This is a genomic window from Vibrio sp. HA2012 (genome assembly GCF_002812955.1).
Lineage (GTDB): Bacteria > Pseudomonadota > Gammaproteobacteria > Enterobacterales > Vibrionaceae > Vibrio.
In genome coordinates this window covers 391630-413780 of sequence record NZ_PFXK01000003.1, presented here as the reverse complement: position 1 = coordinate 413780, position 22151 = coordinate 391630, and the positions used below count along the sequence as shown (strand labels likewise).

Annotated in this window: 14 protein-coding genes; 9 read left to right on the top strand and 5 right to left on the bottom strand. The window is 45.0% G+C overall.

All coding sequences use genetic code 11. The features are described from left to right. The first annotated feature begins 292 nt into the window (after positions 1 to 292). From CSW98_RS08025 to CSW98_RS08000, 6 genes are all read left to right on the top strand, one after another. Entirely contained in the window at positions 293 to 1579 is a 1287-nt protein-coding gene (locus CSW98_RS08025) for a carbohydrate porin (protein ID WP_100799945.1), read from the top strand. 60 nt (positions 1580 to 1639) lie between these two features. Further along, positions 1640 to 2527: a MalM family protein gene (locus CSW98_RS08020; RefSeq protein WP_100799944.1), complete on the top strand. Its 888-nt coding sequence runs from the start codon at positions 1640 to 1642 to the stop codon at positions 2525 to 2527. Between the two features lie 40 nt (positions 2528 to 2567). Continuing rightward, the gene (locus CSW98_RS08015; protein WP_100799943.1) at positions 2568 to 4205 is read left to right on the top strand and encodes a glycoside hydrolase family 13 protein; all 1638 of its coding nucleotides are present in this window, start codon (positions 2568 to 2570) and stop codon (positions 4203 to 4205) included. Positions 4206 to 4217: 12 nt separating this feature from the next. Beyond that, positions 4218 to 6869, top strand: a complete 2652-nt coding sequence (locus CSW98_RS08010) for a glycoside hydrolase family 31 protein (protein WP_100799942.1) — start codon at positions 4218 to 4220, stop codon at positions 6867 to 6869. Between the two features lie 187 nt (positions 6870 to 7056). Further along, entirely contained in the window at positions 7057 to 8484 is a 1428-nt protein-coding gene (locus CSW98_RS08005) for a sensor domain-containing diguanylate cyclase (protein ID WP_100799941.1), read from the top strand. A 125-nt stretch (positions 8485 to 8609) separates the two neighbouring features. Next, positions 8610 to 11441, top strand: coding sequence for an alpha-amylase family glycosyl hydrolase (locus tag CSW98_RS08000; protein ID WP_100799940.1), 2832 nt, complete (start codon positions 8610 to 8612; stop codon positions 11439 to 11441). Between the two features lie 57 nt (positions 11442 to 11498). Here CSW98_RS08000 and CSW98_RS07995 read toward each other — a convergent pair whose 3' ends face one another. Then, positions 11499 to 12521 (bottom strand): LacI family DNA-binding transcriptional regulator, encoded by a 1023-nt coding sequence (locus CSW98_RS07995; RefSeq protein WP_100799939.1) that lies wholly within the window; start codon positions 12519 to 12521, stop codon positions 11499 to 11501. Positions 12522 to 12708: 187 nt separating this feature from the next. Between CSW98_RS07995 and CSW98_RS07990 the strand changes: the two genes are divergently transcribed. Together CSW98_RS07990 and CSW98_RS07985 are read left to right on the top strand one after the other, a co-directional pair. Continuing rightward, complete coding sequence (locus CSW98_RS07990; RefSeq protein ID WP_198517312.1) at positions 12709 to 13686, top strand: ADP-ribosylglycohydrolase family protein; 978 nt, start codon at positions 12709 to 12711, stop codon at positions 13684 to 13686. Continuing rightward, the gene (locus CSW98_RS07985) at positions 13676 to 14536 is read left to right on the top strand and encodes an NAD(+)--dinitrogen-reductase ADP-D-ribosyltransferase (protein WP_157810365.1); all 861 of its coding nucleotides are present in this window, start codon (positions 13676 to 13678) and stop codon (positions 14534 to 14536) included. Before CSW98_RS07990 ends, CSW98_RS07985 begins: the two co-directional genes overlap by 11 nt. Positions 14537 to 14589: 53 nt before the next feature. On the opposite strand, the gene malE is transcribed toward CSW98_RS07985, so the two are convergent. Continuing rightward, complete coding sequence (malE, locus tag CSW98_RS07980) at positions 14590 to 15774, bottom strand: maltose/maltodextrin ABC transporter substrate-binding protein MalE (protein ID WP_100799936.1); 1185 nt, start codon at positions 15772 to 15774, stop codon at positions 14590 to 14592. Between the two features lie 318 nt (positions 15775 to 16092). Next, on the bottom strand, positions 16093 to 17847 hold the full coding sequence (locus CSW98_RS07975) for an alpha-amylase family glycosyl hydrolase (protein ID WP_100800048.1): 1755 nt from the start codon (positions 17845 to 17847) through the stop codon (positions 16093 to 16095). 303 nt (positions 17848 to 18150) lie between these two features. On the opposite strand from CSW98_RS07975, the gene CSW98_RS07970 reads away from it, so the two are divergent. Then, positions 18151 to 19293, top strand: a complete 1143-nt coding sequence (locus CSW98_RS07970) for a tetratricopeptide repeat protein (protein ID WP_232733490.1) — start codon at positions 18151 to 18153, stop codon at positions 19291 to 19293. 67 nt (positions 19294 to 19360) lie between these two features. On the opposite strand, the gene sstT is transcribed toward CSW98_RS07970, so the two are convergent. Further along, positions 19361 to 20581 (bottom strand): serine/threonine transporter SstT, encoded by a 1221-nt coding sequence (gene sstT / locus CSW98_RS07965; RefSeq protein WP_100799935.1) that lies wholly within the window; start codon positions 20579 to 20581, stop codon positions 19361 to 19363. Between the two features lie 250 nt (positions 20582 to 20831). Next, a complete protein-coding gene (rsgA, locus tag CSW98_RS07960; RefSeq protein ID WP_100799934.1) occupies positions 20832 to 21914 on the bottom strand; it encodes a ribosome small subunit-dependent GTPase A in 1083 nt (360 codons plus the stop codon). Between the last annotated feature and the right edge of the window lie 237 nt (positions 21915 to 22151).

Here is a 22151-nt window from a genome sequence, read left to right as displayed (position 1 = left end):
TGCCGGATTTAGTCCCGCTCCTCCTCAAAATCAGCCTCAGATCAGTGATGAACTCAACAAAAAGGGGTTAGCCAACATTTTCTCCGCCTTTCTCCTCCCCCCTGAATTAGACAAGGGTGGAGGACGTCAGCCTGTTCGTAACCGCTTAATATCTTCACCGTTGAAACAAAACGGGGGAGGTCACTCCCAGACAACTTAACCTTTCGCAAACAGCAACTTATTTACTGCCTTGATAAGTTGGCCCTATGTAAAAGGACAATTAAAAATAACGAATCGTTCAGGAGTTAGCGATATGAAAAAAGTTAGCGTACTTGCCGCAGCAGTGGCAACCGCATTTGTTACCGGTTCTGCTTTTGCTGCAGAAAAAGTCAATGGTACTGATGTAATCACCGATGGCTGGGAAGTGCATGGTTATGCGTCCATGAATGTCCGTCAGGTTGATGGTGAAACCACAGACAATGAATACGGTAAACCTGATTATAAAACTGCCGGTACTTTAGGCAGAAGTACCAACCAGGTTGAGATTACCGTGAAAAAACATACAGAACATGCCAATGGCGTATGGTCTGATTTTGTCGTCCGTTCTGAATATGGTAACGGTAACTCTTATGCTTACTCTTCTTCCGGTGGCCAGAAGTCGAACGATGAAAACCAGTTTGAAGTCAAAGAAACCTTTATTGAAATCGGTGCATTGCCATATTTGGGTGAAGATACTTCAGTCTGGGCGGGACAGCGTTTTCTGAATCGGTCTTCAGGTCTGCTTTCTGGTGAATTCTGGAAACAGTCTTCAGGTGTGGGTGCCGGTATCCAGACTAAGATTTCAGGTAACACGGCAGGTTTTGCTGTTATGGAAGCGGATCCTGATGCCGGATATGAAACTCATAATGCGGAACGCACGACTCTGACTTCTCATGATCTTTATTTGTACGGCGTTGATATTGGTATTGGCCGACTGGATTTTGACCTGAAATACATCAAGCAGGCGAATACATCTGGTACGACGGCGGATGATGGTGTCGGTGCATCGATTACACTGAACTCAAGCTATTATGGCCTGGATGGCTGGGCTCAGTCTGCTATTGCTTATGGTGAAGATGCAGCAACCCACCGTGTGAACTTTGGTCAGTGGTCTGGCGGTACAGAAGGTGAAAACTCTATCTTCCTGACATCGTATGGGGTATTGAATATCTCGGACAAATGGCAGATGGGTTCTGAAGTGACTTATCTTGGTACGCTGGATGAACTGTGGGGCACTGAGCTGACACGTTATCTGCTTGCAGTACGTCCTTCCTATAAAGTGAATGACAACCTGCGTCTGGAATTTACGGCTTCTTACGGATATGAAGAAGTGGGTGATGAAGGTGACTGGAGCCGTTCAGGTGATGCGGTAGAAGGCAGCTATATTAATCTGGAAATTGCGACGCCTCTGACGGTAAATGCCGACTTCTTTGGTCGTCCTCAGATCAAGCCATACATCAGCTATATTAAGGCTGATGATGAAGAAAGTGCTGCGATCATTGGTATTTCTGATGATGACAAAGAAGTTATCGTTGGCGTACACGCAGAAATCTGGTTCTAACCTCCCTAAGATAACAGGCAGCCATTCCGGCTGCCTTTTTTGCTTTAAAGAGAAATAATTATGAAAACAAATAAAACCATTCTCACTTTACTCCTCGGCTCTCTATTAACTGCTTGTGGTTCAACTCCTCCTGCGACGCCAGCAGCTGAGCCAGAACTTATTCCTTATTCTGATGTGTGTTGTACTCAACTTTCTCAATTGCCATTTATCAAACTGGCGGCAAATGAAACGCTTAATTTTCACCTTAACGCTGATTCGGATGCTGCTGCCTTTCAGGACGGCAATAGCTACTTTAGTGCATTTGAGTTTGCAGACCGTTCAGCCATCGTCACTGTCAGCATCAGCAGCTTTATGATTGATGGTAAGGTTTTTGCGCCGAAAATGGTTTCACTGGATGCAGATTTTAATCCGGTAGATTTCACCACACTGGAACAATTCGATATTAAGACATCTGATGCATTTACTAAGACTCAGTATTCTGCGGATTTTAAAGTTGATGCCCGGAAAACCCCTTATATCGTCATTTACACGCCAGAAGAGTATCTGGGCAGGCAGATCACCGTGGATCACCCAGCAAAGGTTCGGGCAAAAGAACTGGGTGAAGCAATGCCGATGGTAACGGATCTGCATTATGTTCATTCTCAGAGTGGTCAGGTATCCGTTGACGTTAAAACACTTTCTTTTCAGTCAGTAAAACATACGGCTGTCCCTGTCAGACCCGCTTCTGAAAAAGAAGTAAAAAGGGCGGTTTTACCTGAGAGTAAGTCTGTTCTTACTGAAACTCAGCCAGAAACGGTTTCGTATTATCGCTCTTCTATTACAAAAGCGGTTACCGAAAATAATATTCCTAAAGCTCTGGGGTTGCTGGAGGAAGCGAAAGTTCTGGGTGTCGAGGGAGCTCAGCAAGCTTTTGTCGAAGCGGTTAATTCGATTCGGTCAAAACCGTAATCGGTACAGAATAAGTATATAAATACAGTGAGGTTTAAAGATGGACAAGAAATGGTGGCATGATGCCGTGGTATATCAGGTTTATCCGCGCAGTTTTTATGATTCTGATAACGATGGAATCGGCGATATACCGGGAATTATCAGTAAATTGGATTATCTTCAGAAGCTGGGGGTGGATGTTATCTGGCTGTCTCCGGTCTACCGTTCACCTATGGATGATAACGGTTATGATATTTCTGACTATCAGGCGATCGCAGAAGAATTTGGCACGCTGGAAGATATGCATGAGCTGCTGGATGAGGCCAGACAACGTGGCATTCGCATTGTGATGGATTTGGTAGTGAATCATACCTCGGATGAACACCACTGGTTTACTGAAGCTAAAAAATCCCGGGATAATCCATACCGGGATTATTATATCTGGCGCGATCCTAATCCGGACGGTAGTGCTCCAAGCGATATACCTTCTATTTTTGGTGGCTCTGCGTGGGAGTGGGATAAAACAACGGGTCAATACTATTTTCATCTTTTCACTCGTAAACAACCGGATTTGAACTGGGAAAACCCGCGGGTTCAGGAAGAAGTCCATAAGATGATGAACTGGTGGATAGATCAGGGTATTGGCGGATTCCGGATGGATGTGATCGAACTGATAGGCAAAGAGATAGACAAGGGTATTACAGATAATGGTGAGCGTTTACACCCATTGCTACAGCAGATGAACCGGGCAACGTTTGGTACAAAAGATCTGATGACGGTAGGGGAAACCTGGGGGGCTAACCCGGAAATTGCTAAGTTGTACAGCCATCCGGATCGAGAAGAGTTATCCATGGTATTTCAGTTTGAGCACATTACTCTGACCTGGGGGAACGGGGACAAATGGAATCCGGTCGATCTGGAGCTGAAAGCTTTTAAGCGGGTGCTGACAAAATGGCAACTGGAACTGGCGGATGAAGGCTGGAATTCACTGTTCTGGAATAATCATGATTTGCCGCGAGCGGTGTCTCAGTATGGAAATGATAAAGAGTATCGGGTGGAATCGGCCAAAATGCTGGCGACCGTACTGCATTGCCTGAAAGGGACACCTTATATCTATCAGGGTGAAGAAATTGGTATGACTAATGTGTCTTTTGAGCAATTGGGTCAGTATCGCGATGTTGAAACCCTGAATCTTTATCGGGAGCGTACAGCCTCCGGAGTTTCTCATGAAGCCATGATGCATGCTCTGCATAAAAATAGTCGGGATAATGCCAGAACACCGATGCAATGGGAAAACAGTAAGCATGGCGGCTTTACGCAAGGACAGCCATGGATTGAGGTCAATCCGAACTATGCTGAAATTAACGTGGCTGCTGCTCTGGATGATCCTGACTCTATTTTTTACCATTATCAGAAACTTATCCGGTTGCGTAAACAGCATCCTTGTATTATCTACGGTGATTTTGAACCTTTGCTGGAAGACTATGAGCAAGTATTTGCTTATCTGCGCCGAGATAACAACGAAACGCTGTTGGTGATGAACAACTTCGGTGATGCAGTATGTCCGGTATCCCTGCCGCCTTCACTGGCGGGTCTTAAAGGAAGCTGCCTGATCAGTAATTACCAGCCACGTGAACAGCTAGAACAAGAATTCAGCCTTCAACCATATGAGTCCTTTGTGATCCAGCTTGACGCCTAAAAGAGAAAGACAATGTCAGTGAAAACCAAACCGTACCTTTTCGCCCTGTTGTGCATGGCGGGCACATTGGCCTCTGCCGCAGAGGTCACAGATACTTTTCAGTTTTTCAGCGGAGAAAAATATCAGCTCAGAGCGGTCGATGTATTCCGGATGGGGAAAGCCTATCCGGAAATGAAACTGCCAACGAAGTTGCGCCCTTTGTACAAAGAAGTATTTTTCTCTGAAGCGGAGTTCAGAATTGCTTTGGAGAAGGCTTTAGGTCACCGCTTTACTGATGCCCATTTTACTGAACTGGCGGAAAAATCGCGCGATGAAGCTCAGAAGCTGGTGGTAAAAGCCTATAGCAACAATATGATCCAGCTGGTTTATCAGAGTGCCGGAGATATTCAATTACCAGAACCGTCAGAATTTATTACGGTAGAGCATCAGCTTTCTCAAGGTGATCTGCATATCGGCAGCAGCTCCTTTTCTACCACTGATCTGAAAGCCAACGTGGATAGCCGGACTTTGTGTGTCGATGTTAAAACTCAGCACAGCGAACCGTTGGCGGTGATCTGCCCGGATCAAAGTGATGGTCTGACAGTGAGAGCCGGACAGTCGTACCGTTTAAACGGGCTGGGGCAGGAGTTTCAGAATCCGGGTGTGATTGACGGCAGCTGGAATGGCAAAGTCCGTCACTCCGGGAATAAGATGGAAGCGTTTAATGGTGGCGCGACCGGGAATACGCAGTTTCCGGTTTTGTATGCGACGAATCCGGACAAGCCGGATTTTGCGCTTTATCTGGATAATGTCTCGTCTGCGACATGGAATTTTAAGCAGCAGCCCTGGCATATTGAGCCAGCTGACGGCAAACGGAGCCTGTTCCTTTTTACTGCTGATGATTTGCCGGAGTTAAGACACACTTATATGGGGATGGTGGGTAAGCCACTGGTACCGCCACGGAAGATGTTTGGTATGTGGCTGTCGGAATACGGCTTTGATAACTGGCAGGAGCTGGATGATAAGTTGCATACCCTGAAACAGCACCATTTCCCTGTAGATGGCGTGGTGATGGACCTGCAATGGTTTGGTAATGTCAGCAGTGCTGATCCTATGAGTCAGATGGGCTCGCTGACCTGGGACCGGAAAAACTTTCCCCAGCCTGAGAAGAAGGTGGCTAGTCTGAAAGAGCAGGGGATAGGCATGGTGCTTATCGAAGAATCTTATGTCAGCGAAGGGCTGAAGTCTTTTCAGGTGATGGGGGATGCCGGTTATCTGGCCAAAGATCCTGACACCGGAAAGCCGATTGATACTGACTCTACCGGTATCGGCCACTGGTGGGGTAAAGGTGGCATGATCGACTGGACGAATCCTGAAGCCGCTAAATACTGGCATGACTGGAAACGTGCGCCGTTGATTGATATGGGCGTTATGGGGCACTGGACCGATCTGGGTGAGCCGGAAATCTATAATGGTAAGGGCATCTACTATCAGGAGAAGACACACCCTGAGGTCCATAATATCTACAACTATCGCTGGATAGAGAGTATCTACAACGGCTATCAGGCACACGGAACAAAACAGCGCCCGTTTATGATGACGCGTTCCGGCGGGCCGGGTATCCAGAAATTCGGTGCTTCTATGTGGTCAGCGGATATTGGTTCGAACCTTGACAGCCTGGCAGTGCATGCCGGGATGCAGGAAAATATGATGCTGTCTGGCATGGATTACTACGGCTCTGACATCGGTGGTTTTCATCGTAGTGGTCTGGGTGTTATCGGCAAAGAGAAAACCAAAGCACTGGACGAGACCTACACCCAGTGGTTTGCTTACAGCTCACTGCTCGACGTTCCTGTTCGCCCGCATACCGAGAACTTGTGTAACTGCAAGGAAACTGCACCGGATCGCATTGGTGAAACTAACAGTAATCGCTACAACCTTGAGCGCCGTTATCAGTTGATCCCGTATATGTATTCTCTTGCTCATCTTGCCCACAATAACGGAGCCCCTGTTTTCCCGAGCCTGAGTTATGAATATCCGAAAGATACGCAGGCTGTGCGAGCCAATCATAAAATGATTGGGTCAGATCTGTTGACGGTTGCGGTGGCTCATTTGTGGCAAACCAGTACCGATGTTTATCTGCCGGCCGGAACCTGGTTTGATTATACTTCCAATCAGGTTTACAACGGCGAGAAAGGCAGGGTGGTCACCGGTTATCCGTTACGGCGGGAACTGGATGGTGAACAGGTCTACACATTGCCTCTGTTTGCCAGAGAAGGGGCAATTATTCCTTATAACCCTCAGGAAAAAGCACTAAGCAGTGAAGTGCCTGAAACGCTTGCTCTGAAAGTGTTTGGTTTGGCTAAGCAGAGTGAGTTTACCTTGTATGAAGACGACGGTAAGACGACCGCCTATCTGAACGGTGCGGTACGCAAAACACACATAACCACTAAGGTGAACACTCCGTCTGCTAGTCTATTAATATCGTCAGCAGGGGACTATGCTGGTGCTCCTGAGTCCAGAGGCTTGCATATTGAGTGGCTGATGCCAGATCGGGCGATAGAGAAGGTGACGCTTAATGGTAAGGTGGTTAGTCAGTGGGATTATAACGATAACTTATTAGTGATTGATGCCGGGCCGTTTCAGGTGAGCGAAAATCAAAGGGTTGAAGTACAGTTTCGCTGAGCTGAACAACAATAGGTATGCCTGATGAGGAGAGTGACATGGGGAATGTTAAAATAAAAATGTGACATGTGCCACGTGAGATGGGTAATTAAACAGAAAATTATCATTAGTATATTAGGATTGTGCAATTCGACTTTTATCCCCGTTATCAATGAGGTGCCGGGGATTTTTATGGATTGATAGCATAATGACTCGCAGTAAATTTACCTGGCTACTTATCATCTTAATTTTGCTTGGTTTTATTATTACCAGCCTTGTGAGCTACCACGTTGCTCACAAAGCTTTGGAAGATCAAATTCAGCGAGATTCTCTCCCTCTCACCAGTGACAATATTTACTCTGAAATTCAGCAAGATCTTATTCGTCCTATCTTTATCTCTTCTTTGATGGCACAGGATACTTTTGTGCGTAACTGGACGTTATCTGGTGAGCAGAAGCCGGAGGAAATTTTTCAGTATCTTAACGAGATAAAACAGCAGTATGGAACTGTGACGAGTTTTTTTGTTTCAGACCGCACCCATCGTTATTATCATTATTCCGGTGCGTTAAAACGGATTTCGGAAGATGATCCTAAGGATCACTGGTATTTCCGGGTAAAAGCTCAAAACCCGGGAAAAGATTATGAAGTCAATATCGACCACGATAAGGCTAATCCTGATCAGGTCGTGGTATTTGTTAACTACCGGGTGTATGACTTTGATCATCGCTTTCTTGGTGTGATAGGCGTGGGGCTCAGTTCCAATGCTGTGGCTACAGTTATTGAAAAATATAAAAAGCGTTATGGACGAGAGGTGTATTTTATTGATGGACTCGGTCAAGTCACTCTTCAGGGAGCGCATCCATTAGGATTCAGCTCTATTCAGGAAAAAGAAGGACTACAAGAGCTTACAACTCAAATTTTGACAGCTCCAAGTACGAGTGGCAGCTATAAAGCGGAGGGGGAAGAATTTTACGTCAGCAGTCGCTGGGTTGAAGAATTCCAGTGGTATCTTATTGTTCAGCAGAAAGATAAATTTAATCGCCAGATTTTTATACAAACTCTTTTCAGTGATTTTTCCCTCAGTATTTTTGTTGCCATGATGGTCGTTCTGATTGCCCAATTTAGTTTCCGGAGTTATCAAAGTCGTCTTGAAAGAATGGCTACTATCGATAAATTAACCGGTATATATAACCGGCAGGCATTTGATGATCTCGTAGACAGAAGTTTTAATAATTCTGTACAGCCTAATGCTGTCGGTTCTGTTGCCTTATTGGATATCGATCATTTTAAGTCAGTGAATGACAATTATGGTCATCAGATTGGGGATCGGGTACTGCAGCGTGTTGCCGAAGAGTGCCAACGCCTTTTGTCTGATGCTGGTTTTGTATGCCGATGGGGGGGAGAAGAATTTATCATTCTTTTACCCGGATATAATGCTGATCAGGCAGAGAAGATTCTGGAAAGGCTCAGGCAGTCTATTGACCATCAGCAAGTTAAACCCAAAGTCAGTGTAAGTATTGGTGTTGCCGAACGGCAGGGCAGTGAAAGTATTGATTCGTTGATTCACCGGGCTGACATTGCCATGTATCAGGCGAAGGAACACGGACGAAACCAGGTTCGTGTAGCAACGTATTAATTGTTCTGAATACAATTAATGATCCATGGAATTCTCATTATTTTACTCTGGTCACACACTGCGCAAGTAAAACGTTTTACTCTTTAAAGGTTAAACGTTTTACTTGTGAGATTGGGAGTCAATTTATGAAACATGGTGTTACCGGACGACATGGTGTCATCGGGTGTATATTGTTTGCTTCAGCCGGTTTAATGACGGCTTGTGGTGGTGGAAGTTCGGTTGTTTATCATTCAGGAAAGAATCCAGATTCTGTCAAAACGGAGGGGGAACGACATTGTGCGGAGAATCCTCTTGGTGACACAAAAATATATCTGAAAGGAGGTATGAACAGCTGGAGTGCCGTCGAGGATTATGCCTTTACTTATATGTGTGATCAGTTTGAATTGGTTACCGATTTATCTGGTAGTTATGAATTTAAAATTGCTGATGCCGCTTGGTCTGAATTGACCAACTGGGGGGCGTCGGAACAGAGCCATACTTTGGCCGGACACAACAAAACAACTCTGGCATTACAAGGCGGAAACCTGAGTCATAATTTTGAGGGTGTGTACAAACTGATTGTCGAACCATCCGATTTGACTAACCCAACATTATCTATTGAGTCTTGTCAGGATGCTCCGTTTGAAGAAAAGCTTTATTTGCGTGGAGAATTTAACAACTGGGCAGGTAATAGTGATTATGCCATGACTTATTACTGCGATGGTTATTACGCGAACGTCTCACTGGATAAGGAATACAGTTTTAAAATTGCAGATGCTGAGTGGAGTCCTGATACCAGTTTCGGAGCTGCAGCGGGAAATAAAAATCCTTTGGTTTATCTGGCTGATAATGCATTAGTCAGTGATGCGTCTGCGAAAGGAAGCACTGGTAACCTTAATTTCGGATTTTCCGGAGCTTATACTGTTAAGCTCAGTTTTGATCCAAATGGTCACAATCCGGTATTACGGATTGCTCCGCAGACATATGTAGATACCAGAGCGGCAGAAGTGACGGATCCGATTGCATTAAGTGCCAGTTATAACTCCAGGAATCTCAAAGATAAATCACCTTTCGGAGCCGTAGAAGCCGGGAAAAATGTCGATTTTTCTTTTACTGCACAGACGGGGTTAGAAAGTGCAACCCTGATTATTGAGGACCGTGAACTGAAAGGAAATCAGGATACCATTCACTATTCCGAAATTAAACGCATACCAATGATTGTAGAGGATGAGGGAGAGACTCAACGCTGGCAGGCCAGTTATACTTTTCCTGATGTTCAGGTTTACGGATATTACTTTGAGTTTGTCGTAGGTGGTGAAACCTATTTACTGGAAAATAACAAATTAGAGGTATTTGAAACGTCTGAACGTGGTGCTGGTGGTGTGGGTGCCGTGGTATTTAAGCCTGATGACAACGGCAGTATTCATCGTTATCGTCACAGTAGTTATATGCCGGGCTTTACTATTCCTGACTGGGCGAAAGATGCCGTTTACTACTACATTTTCCCTGAGCGTTTTCGTAATGGTGACAAAAGTAATGATCCTAAACCCGGGGTGGATACCTATCATGGTCACTCTATCGAATCTCATGCCCGCTGGACAGAGGCTCCATGGGTTCCGGGAGATGGTTCAGATGGCGAATATTGTAATGATTTCTTCGGGGGGGATATTGCCGGAATCATAGAAAAACTGGATTATATTCAATCTCTTGGGGTGAATACCCTGTATATTAATCCCATGTTTGAGTCACCAAGTAACCATAAATATGACACCTCAGATTATCTGAATATCGATGATAATTTTGGTGATAATGCTTTGTTTGAAACACTTGCAGCAGAAGCAGAAAAAAGAAATATACGTATAGTTCTGGATACCTCTTTAAATCATACAGGAAGCGATTCGGTCTATTTTGACCGGGAAGGGCGTTTTGATGGTATTGGTGCATTTGAGGATGAAGAGATTCGTAAAGATTCTCCTTATAGTGACTGGTATGAATTTTTCCCACAGGAAAGCAGAGCGGATAATCAGTATCTGGGCTGGGCTGGTGTTTCAACATTGCCAGAACTGACGGAAAGTGACAGCTGGAAAGCTTTTGCCTATGGCAATGAAGATTCTGTTATGAATGTGTGGTTGGATCGTGGGGCTGACGGTTGGCGTATGGATGTGGCTCCATGGGTGTCGAACGAGTTTTGGCGGGACTGGCGTACCCATGTAAAAGCTCATGATCCGGATGCGGTGACCATTGCTGAAACATGGTTTGATGCGTCTGTACACCTGCTGGGAGATATGTTTGACTCCACTATGAATTATATTTTCCGGGATGCTGTACTGAGTTATGCATCGGGAGACAAAGCATCCGATATCTACCATAACTTTGAGCTGATGCGGGAAAACTATCCACCAGAGGCTTTCTATGGGCTGATGAACTTGCTATCGACCCACGATGCGTCCAGAGCGCTGTACCAGTTTGGCTATACATCGGATGATGTCGGTGCTGAGGTGATTACCGAAGCTAAACAGCGTCTGGAACTGGCGATTCTGTTTCAGATGAGTTTTCCCGGAGCTCCGGCCATCTTTTATGGTGACGAAGTAGGGGTAACAGGAGGAAAAGATCCTTATAACCGAGCAACTTACCCATGGGCTGATGCCGGAGGCCATCCGGATACAGACTTACTGAGTAATGTTAAGACATTCATTAAGCTGCGTAACGACAATATTGTTTTGCGTCGGGGAAGTATTGATGCCCCTGTGTATCTAGATGAACATCTGATTGTTCTGCTGCGGGAATATGATGGTGATTATGCCCTGACTGCTTTTAATAATTCTGCAGAGTCACAACAAGTCACATTAGATATCGATGATCTGTCTGATGCTACATTACAAGATTTATTAAGTTCTGATAATGTGGTTGTCGATAGTGACGGTGGGATGACATTTACCGTACCGGCTCTCTCTGGGCGTATTTTGTTAACTCAATAACTCAATAACTCAATAACTCAGATTGGATTAATTTAGTACTGCCGTTCATGTCATTGTTCAATTTACAGGGCGGCAGGTTTCCCCTTCAATAAGTGTTGGCAGAGTAGCCTGATCTCTGATTTTATCATTAACCAGTTGCATTACCGCTTGATACCCTCTCTGGACAATATCCTGACTGACCGTTGTCAGATTAAAAGGCAGATAACTCAATAAGGTTAAGTTGTCCATTCCGATAAGAGAGAACGTTTCCGGAACCCCTATTCCGGCAAGGTTAGCGGCTCGGTAGCAGCCTAAAGCCTGAACATCCGACATGGCCAGTACGGCGGTTACCCCTTCACTCAGTAACGTTTTTATCTGTTCAAAAACAGTTACAGCGGCATCAAGTTCACAGTTGCATTCCACGACAGATAAGGAGGCATTTTTTGTTGCTTGTGCTGCTGCTTTAATCCCATGGAGTCTGTCCCGGTATACAACCGATAACTGTAGTGGCCCGGCTAGTACTGCTATATTTCGATGTCCCAGCTTAATCAGATACTCCATAGCAATATAACCCATCTGCCGGTCATTGGTATTCAGGTAGTGAAGGTGAGTAGTTGCCGGGTATTTTTCCATCAGTATATGGTTATCAACAATAAGGGTTTTGAATGACCACTGAGAAATAATCTGATTGATAGATTCCGGAAAAATACCGATTAAAATAACTGCCTTAGGAGCTGGGCCGTGAGATAAGCGTTGTAATTCATCGGTATTTTTGACCCGCATAAATGAGAAATATAAATCGCTGTCTGATGCTCCTTTTTCAATACCTGTCAGAAAATCACTGAAAAAGGGACTATTCTGTAATGCTTTGTTCTGATGTGTGTCATCTTTGGGCATCAGAACCCAGACCATGTTGCTTGTTCCCCGTTTCAAGGATGCCGCATTCATATCTCTCTGATAACCCAATTGTTGTGAAATCTGATGAATTTTCTTGGCCGTTTCCGGGTTAACTTTGGTTAAACGACCATTAATAACATTTGAGACAGTGGCTATTGATACACCGGCAGCTTTTGCTACATCTTTGATGGTAATTCTCGGCATTTTACGGATACTTAAACAAAATTCAGGTCAAAATAATCATATAGCAATCATACCCTGAAAATGACATGAAAAATATGACAAGTGCAATGAAGCTGAAAGCTGCTTTATTAACCTTTCGGATAAAGTCATACTCTATATGGTGAAATAATCTCAAGATGTTTGTTCTACAAGAACAAAAAGACAATAAATGATGAAAGGAGTCATCATGGTGGAGTTTTCCGGGCAGGAGCAGCGAATAGCTCAGTCTCAGAATAAATCAAGAGGATGTCTGATTGGATTGGCTGTTGGAGATGCGATTGGAACGACGCTAGAGTTTCGTCCCCGTGGAACATTCAAGCCAATTACCGATATGGTGGGGGGCGGTCATTTTTGTCTGAAGAAAGGGCACTGGACAGATGATACCTCCATGGCATTGTGTCTGGGGCATAGCCTGGTGGAGTCAGATGGCTTTAATGCTCGTGATCAAATGCTGCGCTACTGTGACTGGCTGGATAATGGTTATATGAGCAGTATCGGTACCTGTTTTGATGTCGGAGTCAGTGTTTCTTCATCCCTGCGTCGTTTCCAGAAAACCGGAGAACCTTTTGCTGGTTCCAGAGCTCGCTGGAGTTCCGGAAACGGCTCAATTATGCGTTTAGCCCCCATCCCTATTTTCTATCATCAGTTTCCTTATCAGGCAGTTCATTATGGTGGAGAGAGTTCCCGAACCACGCATGGATCTGAACTCTGTATTGACGCTTGCTGTTATTTGTCACTATTGTTGACTTGTCTAATCAGTGGTGCAGATAAGTTAGCTTTCAGTACCATTGACTATCAGCCTCACACTAAGGAAATTCACGAGATTAAGTCTGGTGCTTTTCTGACTAAACCGTATGAAGAGCTGACAGGAAGCGGTTATGTTATTGAAAGTCTGGAATCGGCACTTTGGTGTTTTGTGAATACGGCATCTTTTGAAGAGTGTGTGCTAGCGGCGGCTAACCTTGGTAATGATGCGGATACAACCGCAGCCGTTGCTGGACAACTGGCCGGAGCATATTACGGACATCTTGGCATTCGTCGGGACTGGCTGAAAGCACTGCACCGGCATGATGAAATATGTTCTCTGGCTGATGCCTTGTATTGTTGGTCATTGCAGAAAACAGGGGGAATTGTTGATGAATTCTGATCCCTGTGTTGTGAATACATCAATCTATGTTCCCGGAGACGCGGAGGCAGCATTACTACTGCAGATCACGTTTCCTCTTAATCATTGTAATGTTCCGGCATCGCTTTTAGCCAGTGTGGCTTATCAGACGTGTCCGATACCTTTAGAAATAGATGGTATTAGGATCTGGTATTCCGGTTTATTCAACGCCTTACAGGATGAGTGTGATCCCGATATCCGGGCGTTGCGTTTTAATGATTTTATGACGGCACGGTTCCATTTGGCAAAGGTGCAAGCACCGGAACTGAGAGAAAGTGATCCGCCTCCCCGGCCCAAGGTCAACTATCGTCGTTTACTGCTGGGGTGGCTGTTCGACTCGGATAATGAGCAGGGAGCGGCATGGCGCAGCTGGGTTGAATCTCGGTTTGGACTGGTAACCTGCTTTCATCATGAGTTTGTATCCGGTCCTGACAGTCCTGAATATTTGCGCTTCCGAGGAAAGTGTACCCGGGCAACCTATAATACTAACGAATTGTATAGTCAGCTTGATTTGCTTTATAGCTTTTGTCAGCAGGAATTGCGTTTGCGATATCCTGAGGTGACTCATTTGACGCTTTATCGGGGGTGTAGTGAGTTACCCGAATATATCCTTGATGGTCAGTCGGTGCGTTTGTTTAATAATCTCAGCTCGTTTACTGCTGATCCGGAATCGGCACTCCGGTTCGGCTCTCAGATTTTTGCTGTTCAGGTTCCTCTCACTAAGATCGCCTGTTTTGAGTCTCTGCTTCCACACAGTTTACAGGGGGAACAGGAATTTATGGTGTTGGGAGGACTGTATCAGGTAGAGAAGGTCAGGCTGTTGGGGATATAATTCAGCCCGCCAGAAGGTAGCGGGCTGAATGGGGTTATATTAACGTCAGTGGGTTACTTAACCATTTGTTTTTCAGCGTCTGCCAGCGCAGCATCGACAGTCTGACGGTCATCAACAATATTGACAATGGCATTTTTAACCGCACCCCAGAAGGCATTCATTTCCGGGATATTTGGCATAATTTCGCCGTTGATGGCGTTATTCATGGTTGCTGCAATACGAACATCTTTATCCAGTTCTTTCTGGAAAGATTTCAGAGCAACGGCACCCAGTGCAGTATCATTGTTTACTGTACGCAGGCCATCATCCGTCAGCAGATAGTTTTCCAGAAATTCAACAGCCAGATCTTTGTTTGGTGATGCGGTACTGATACCCGCAGTCAGAACACCAACAAATGGTTTAGAAGATTGTCCATTGAACTTCGGCAGGGTAGTCACACCATAGTTGATACCGGATTTATCTATGTTACTCCAGGACCATGGGCCGTTGATTGTCATGGCAACATGACCCTGATTGAATTCAGCTTCAGAGACGGAATAATCCATATCCGAAGAAATAATACCTTTATCCACCAGCTTCTTCACAAATGTCATAGAGTTCTTCGCGCCAATGTTTGCGACACCTGTATCTTTGATATCATAACCGTCAGGAGTGTATTTGAATGCATAGCCACCGTCAGCAGCCATCAGTGGCCAAGTGAAATATGGTTCTTTCAGATTCCACATAATGGCTTTTTTGCCTTCTTTCTGAAGTTTGGCATTCAGAGCTTCAACTTCTTCCCAGTTTTGAGGTGGGTTTGGCACAAGGTCTTTGTTATAGATCAGCGACAGAGATTCTACAGCGATAGGATAACCAATAAGCTGTCCCTTGTATTTCACGGCATCCCATGCAAAATCGATAGTGCCTTCTTGAATTCGTTGGGATGGTTTAATTTCTGCCAGAAGCCCAGCTTCTGCATAGCCACCAAATCGGTCATGAGCAAAGATCATAATGTCCGGGCCATCACCTAGAGCTGCCGTTTGTGGGAACATATCCTGAAGAGAACTAGGATGAGCAACGGTGACTTTGATACCGGTCTCTTCTTCAAATCGTTCCCCGACTTCTGCTAATCCTTTGTAACCTTTATCACCACCGATCCAGACAGTCAGTTGTCCTTCTTCAATAGCGGCGTTAGCACTAAACGGGCTGATAGCGGCCAGAGTACTTAGTGCGATCATACTTAAGGTAATTTTTTTCATAGTTCTCTTCCATCGTATTTATATTGTTGGGTGGGCCGGCAAGCTGTATCTGTACCGTTCACTTCGGTCTATATTGTGTAGAAAGACAAGCTTAAGCTCATCCTACTATTCTCTACGCCCCTGAGGCTAAGGTTTATTTTTGTGATATCCGTTACCCTGATGGAGTCCGGATGAGAGATAAATATGCGCTCAGTCACAAATATTAATTTGATGAAAAACGGTAATGTGACGTTAGTCTGTTTCAGCATATTTGTTCTCCTCCTCCCTCTCTCGTCATCCCTGACTGTGTTTTAGGATGAGGTGCTAGTCTCTAATGTGTTACTCAGAACAAAAAGCCAAAGCCGCTAACGGTGGTAAAGTGAGCCCTCCTGTAATTTCACCGGCGTTACCGTCTATTTTTATGTTATTGTCTCCAATAATCATTTCTCTAAGACAATACTGGTTTTCAGTTAATTCCAGTTCCTGTGGTATATGAACCGGGAAATGGAATCCCTGTATTGGATTAAAATTGACGGCGACAATCACTATTTGCTGATCCAGTCTTCTTGCAAACAAAAAGCAGTCATCTTGACCTGCTCCCATATTGTCCTGATTTACAGTGTAAAGGTCGTGGTAGCGTCCGGTTAATGCTTTTGTCTGCAAAGAGAAATTTAGTACTGACTGATAAAATTGTCGTAGAGATTTTTCCTGTTCTGAAAGTTGTCCGCCATCGAACTTTCCATTATTCATCCAGCGCTGGTGGGCTGGTACGCCAATGTAATCAAAAATAGAAGTGCGGGAAGGCTGGCCGAATCCGGCCTGCTCTGATCCGGCTTCTCCTACTTCCTGACCGAAGTAGATCATGGTCGGGGATTTACTGAGCGTGGCACTAAGAAGCATTGCAGGCCTGGCAAGGTTCGGATTACCGGCAAATTCCGGAGAGGCGATTCGCTGCTCGTCATGGTTTTCCAGAAAGTGCAGCATATGCGGTTCTATATCAGCCAATCGTTGTTGCACGGTTACAATCTCGCGGGTTGAGGCTTTTTTCTGGATGATATTTTTCAAAAGGTCATATAAATCGACTTTGTTGTACAGATAATCCATTTTTCCTTTATAAAGATAGTCATGGTACAGATGAGGCTGGTATACCTCTGCCAGCAGAAAAGCGTCCGGATTACGCATCTTGATGGAAGCGTTCATATAGCTCCAGAACTCTACCGGCACCATCTCTGCCATATCGTAGCGAAACCCATCAACGCCTTTATCCAGCCAGTAAAGGGCAATATCGCGAAACTTTATCCAGGAATTCGGCACGTCTTTGTCCTGCCAGAATGCATAATGCTGGTAGTCATCTTTTTCGGCATAGTCATCCGGAAGTTCTGGAAAGTCTTTACTGCCGTCCGGACGAACTCCATAGTTAATTTTGGCGGTTTCATACCAGTCAGTAAAATCTGGTTTGGCTGTTCTGGCTGCGTTTCCAGTCCATTTTGCCGGATATTCAAGGTAGGGCTGTGTTGAAAATTCTTTGATCAGCGTTTGGTACTCATCCGGTATTTCCGGTACGTCAAATGCCTGCTGGGGAATATAGTAAAAATTATTATCTCGTGCATAAGCAACAGATGTGTTGTCACCTGCTCCTAAATCAGTGACTCCGCCGGGATTATTTAAACCCTGATAGCATCGGGCAACATGGTTGGGGACGATGTCGATAATCACCTTAAGACCATGGGCATGAGTGCGGGCAACTAAGGCATCGAATTCTTCCTGTCGTTTGTCCGGATTGTCCGCAAGATCCGGATTGACAGAGTAATAGTCTTTTACTGCATAAGGTGACCCGGCTCGGCCTTTTACTACGCAGGGGTGATCATTGCGGATCCCGTATTCACGGTAGTCAGTCAGCAGAGCGTGATGGGGAACACCGGTATACCAGATATGGGTTACCCCCAGTTCTTTTATTGCCTGAAGTGCCTTGGCGGTAAAGTGGCTGAATTTACCAATGCCATTTTGCTCTGAGCTTCCCCAGGGGATATATGTTTGCTGGGTATTCCCGAACAGACGAGTGAAGACCTGATAGATAACATATTTTTGTTGCATACCTTTATGCCATTTTTGTTGCAGGAAAAAGTGTATACCGAAGTAACTTCTGAATGGTTGTTCAGCGAATAAAATTCGTTCTTCGGCAGATAATTTTGAAGTCACTCCGGTATAGTAACAAAATGAATAGTGTGGGCTTCCTCCCCGTTCAGTAAATAGAGGGCGTAGAACATATTGATTTTCCTCTGACTAAAGGAGGAAATCATTTATGATGGGCTAAGAAAGAATCTTAATTTATTCCGTTGTGCTGCCGCTATAAATAAAAGCGGACAGCCGCAACGTCAACAATGAATGATGAATGCAATGAATATCGTTATCGGGATCACGGTTTTTTTCCTTCTTACCATCTTTATCTGGATGGGGGTGCTCTCTGCGAAAAAGAAAAATATAGCAGAAAAAAAAGCTGAGCAGGAACAGGCTTACCGTCGGGCGCTTGAGAGACAAAGAGAAGAAGAACATAAGGAACGGATATTTAAAGCAGACACCGGGCATGTTCAGACACAGCTTTATCTGGCAAAAGAGGCAGAGCGAACTAATCTGCGAGAGGCTCTGTACTGGTATGAACGGGCTGCTCTGCTGGGTAATGAAGTTGCTATGTATGGCGTGGTGCGGGTATGTGGAAGAGCAAAAGACGATATTATTTTAAAAGAGAAAGCGAAATTCTGGCAATTGGCGATTGATGCCGCTGAAGGAAATAAAACGGCTCAGTTTAAGTTAGGTCAGGCGTTTATTGCCGGGAACGGTATTGAACAGGATATCGAGCGGGGAATAAAAGCGATAGAGGAACTGGCGGAGGAGAATATTACTGAAGCTCAGATCTTTATCGGAGACTGGTATATTGCAGAGTCCAATCTAAACCCGAATCCAAGGTTATCAGCAGAATGGCATTTTCGTGCGGCACAACACGGCAGTACTGAGGGGCAGTTAAAGCTGGGTCATCATTATCGTGATGGTATCGGCGTTGGGCAGGACAGAATCCGGGCGTCTTATTGGTATGAAAGAGCCGGAGAGCAGGGGAATGCCGAGGCTCAGTTCTATGCCGGAGAAATATGGGTTGGTCTGGGTTCTAAAGGTAATGCGATTGCCTATATCTGGCTATTCTTATCGGCCCAGTTCGGTTTTGAAGGGGCCAAGCAGCGACGTGATGAGGTGGGTAATTTGCTGGGCGTTGATTCTATTGTTGGTCTCCAGTCGATGCTTAAACCTCTGGTCAGAAAAATGCACAATGGCCCATTAACAAAGCATTCTCTGATCAAAGCTCTGCATAAGTTATATAAACGTGATACTTATTTCCCGGATATTGATGGCAATGAATTTATGACGATTGAAAAAGTTCAGGATGCTATGGAGGAAGGGGAAGACGATGAGTTGTTGATAGGTGGAAACAAAGAGCTCCATACTCCACTGAATTTCAGTCAATCACCAATGGATAAAGGACACTCTTGAGAGTCTTTCCTTTTTAGCAGAAAAAACGGCCCGTTTAACACGAGCCGTTTTTTATTTAATGTAAATATCAGTTATTACGCTGGTGTTCTGCCTGACAGACTGCAGCGGTAAAGACAACATCGGTTGAGCTGTTCAGTGCTGTTTCAGCAGAATCCTGAAGCACACCGATGATAAAGCCGACACCAACGACCTGCATGGCAACATCGTTGGAAATACCGAACAGGCTACATGCCAGTGGGATAAGCAGCAGTGAACCGCCGGCAACTCCGGATGCTCCACAGGCAGAGATAGCGGCAACCACACTCAGAAGCAGTGCTGTCGGCAGGTCGACATCAATACCCAGCGTATGTACAGCAGCCAGTGTCAGAACGGTAATGGTAATTGCTGCACCGGCCATATTGATGGTCGCACCCAAAGGGATAGATACAGAATAAGTATCTTCATCCAGATCCAGTTTTTCACACAGAGACATATTTACCGGGATGTTAGCCGCACTGGAACGGGTAAAGAAGGCTGTCACACCACTTTCACGTAAGCACTGAAATACCAGAGGATATGGGTTCTGCTTGGTTTTTACATAGACGATGATTGGGTTTACAACCAGAGCGATAATAAACATTGCGCTTAGCAGTACAACCAGTAGTTGGGCATAACCAGCTAGAGCAGAGAATCCTGTGGTGGCAAATGTAGATGCGACCAGACCAAAGATACCAAATGGAGCCAGACGAATAATAAAACGAACAATCTGAGAAACACCGTGGCTCAGGTCTTCGAATACGGCTTTCGTTGTACCAGAGGCGTGATGAAGAGCAAGACCAAGACCGACAGCCCATACCAGAATACCGATATAATTTGCTTCTCTCAGAGCATTTACCGGATTATCTACCATCTTAAACAGAAGGGTATTCAGTACTTCAGTAATACCTTGTGGTGGTGTTGCACCTTCTGCTCCGGCAACCAGTGTCAATGTGGTCGGGAACATAAAGCTCAGAACAACAGCCGTAAATGCTGCCGCCAGAGTACCGATAAGATACAGTGTTACGATTGGGCGCATGTATGTATGTTGGTTACGTTTTTGGTTAGCGATAGAAGCTGCAACCAGAATGAAAACCAGAATGGGTGCTACAGCTTTTAGTGCGCCAACAAATAGCTTTCCAAGCAGTCCTGCATTAATCGCCAGTTCCGGAGATGCTGTCGCCAGCACTACACCGAAGACGATGCCGAATAAAATTTGTACGACAAGATTGCCACTGGCATATCTTGCGATAAGTGTGTTGTCGTTTTGCATGATTTTTCCTGTAAAGAATTATTGCTGTGTTTCAGCCTGATAGAATAGTTAATTTGGCTGTGGTGCACAGTTTAATCATCAGAGAGCATGTGTCTAGTAATAAGCGGAAATTGTCCGGTTAAAATGTTAAAAATGTCGCTTATATAGACAATTGTGTTGGATAAGTGTTTACTTAAAGTAATAAGGTAAATAAAAGGGAGCAGATTACCGGTCAGGTAAAACTCCCTTTTAAAAGGTTTAAATGGAAATATTAAGCTTTTTCCCGTGTCATTTTTATCTGATTTTTAACCCGCCGGTAAAACTTGCCAAGTTGACGATCTTGAGCCCGAAGTTCTGCCAGAGAAGCTCCGTTTCGCCCCTGTTCTTTCAGGAGTTTCAGATAATTTTTCAGGCGTCTTGGATCCAGCTCTCCGGTCTCAACTGCCAGAAGTACTGCACAGCCTGGTTCTCCCTGATGATGGCAGTCGGAGAAACGGCATCTGGTCGCCAGTGTTTCAATATCTGCAAAGGTTTCACTCACACCGTGCTGACAGTCTGCCAGTTGTAGTTCCCGCATTCCCGGAGTATCCAGTAATATGCCACCGCTGGGTAAAAAGTGCAGTGAACGGGAAGTTGTCGTATGACGGCCTTTGTCATCATCAGTTCTGATCCCGGCAGTTTTTTGTTCTTCCTGTTGCATCAGTGTATTAACCAGGGTTGATTTTCCGACCCCGGAAGAACCGAGAAAAGCAATGGTTTTCCCTTTCCCACACCATGCCGAAAGTACTTCAACACTTTGTCGGTCAAGGGCATTGACGTATTCAACCATCAGCAGTGGATCCAATTTTTGAACCTGTTGTCTTTTTTCCTGTGGATCGGCGCAGAGATCGGCCTTGGTTAATACAACAACAGACTCTACCCTAGCCTCACGGGTCAGCGTCAGATAGCGTTCAATCCGGCTCAGGTTAAAGTCCTGATTAAGGGAGCAGACAATAAATACTGTGTCGATGTTTGCAGCAATATACTGTTCTGCTATTTTGCTTCCGGCCGCTTTCCTGCGGAACAGTGAACTCCGTTCAAGCTTGCGAACAAAACGGTTTTTACTGTCCAGCAGAACCCAGTCTCCGACTGTTATATGAGGTAACTGGCTGGTTATCGGCAGGATCTGTACATTTTTCTCACCGAATAATTCATAGCTTGAACGGTGATGGGAAATAACACGAAAAGCTGATGCAGTTCCATATTCATCAAGCGAAAGCTGCTGCTGAAAAAACGGCTGCCAGCCAAGTTGACGTAAGGTTAATTCTGGTCGTCCGTTTTTACTTGATGATCGGACTATTTTTGATGATGACATAGTGAGATACCCTTGAGCGCACCTTGCCAGTGGCAAACACTTGCCGGCCAGATCCGCTGAAATAAACGTTACTCAGGCCATATGTTATTTAACAAAGGCCCAGTTCGGATATTTACACCGGGTAAACAGAAGGGAAATGAAAGAGTGTAACGTTGTAAGCAGGAATCCCCTGTCGTTAAGCCACTTCGTTTACCGGGTGGTTTTTACTTACAATCATCTTATATCCTCCTTTGGTGA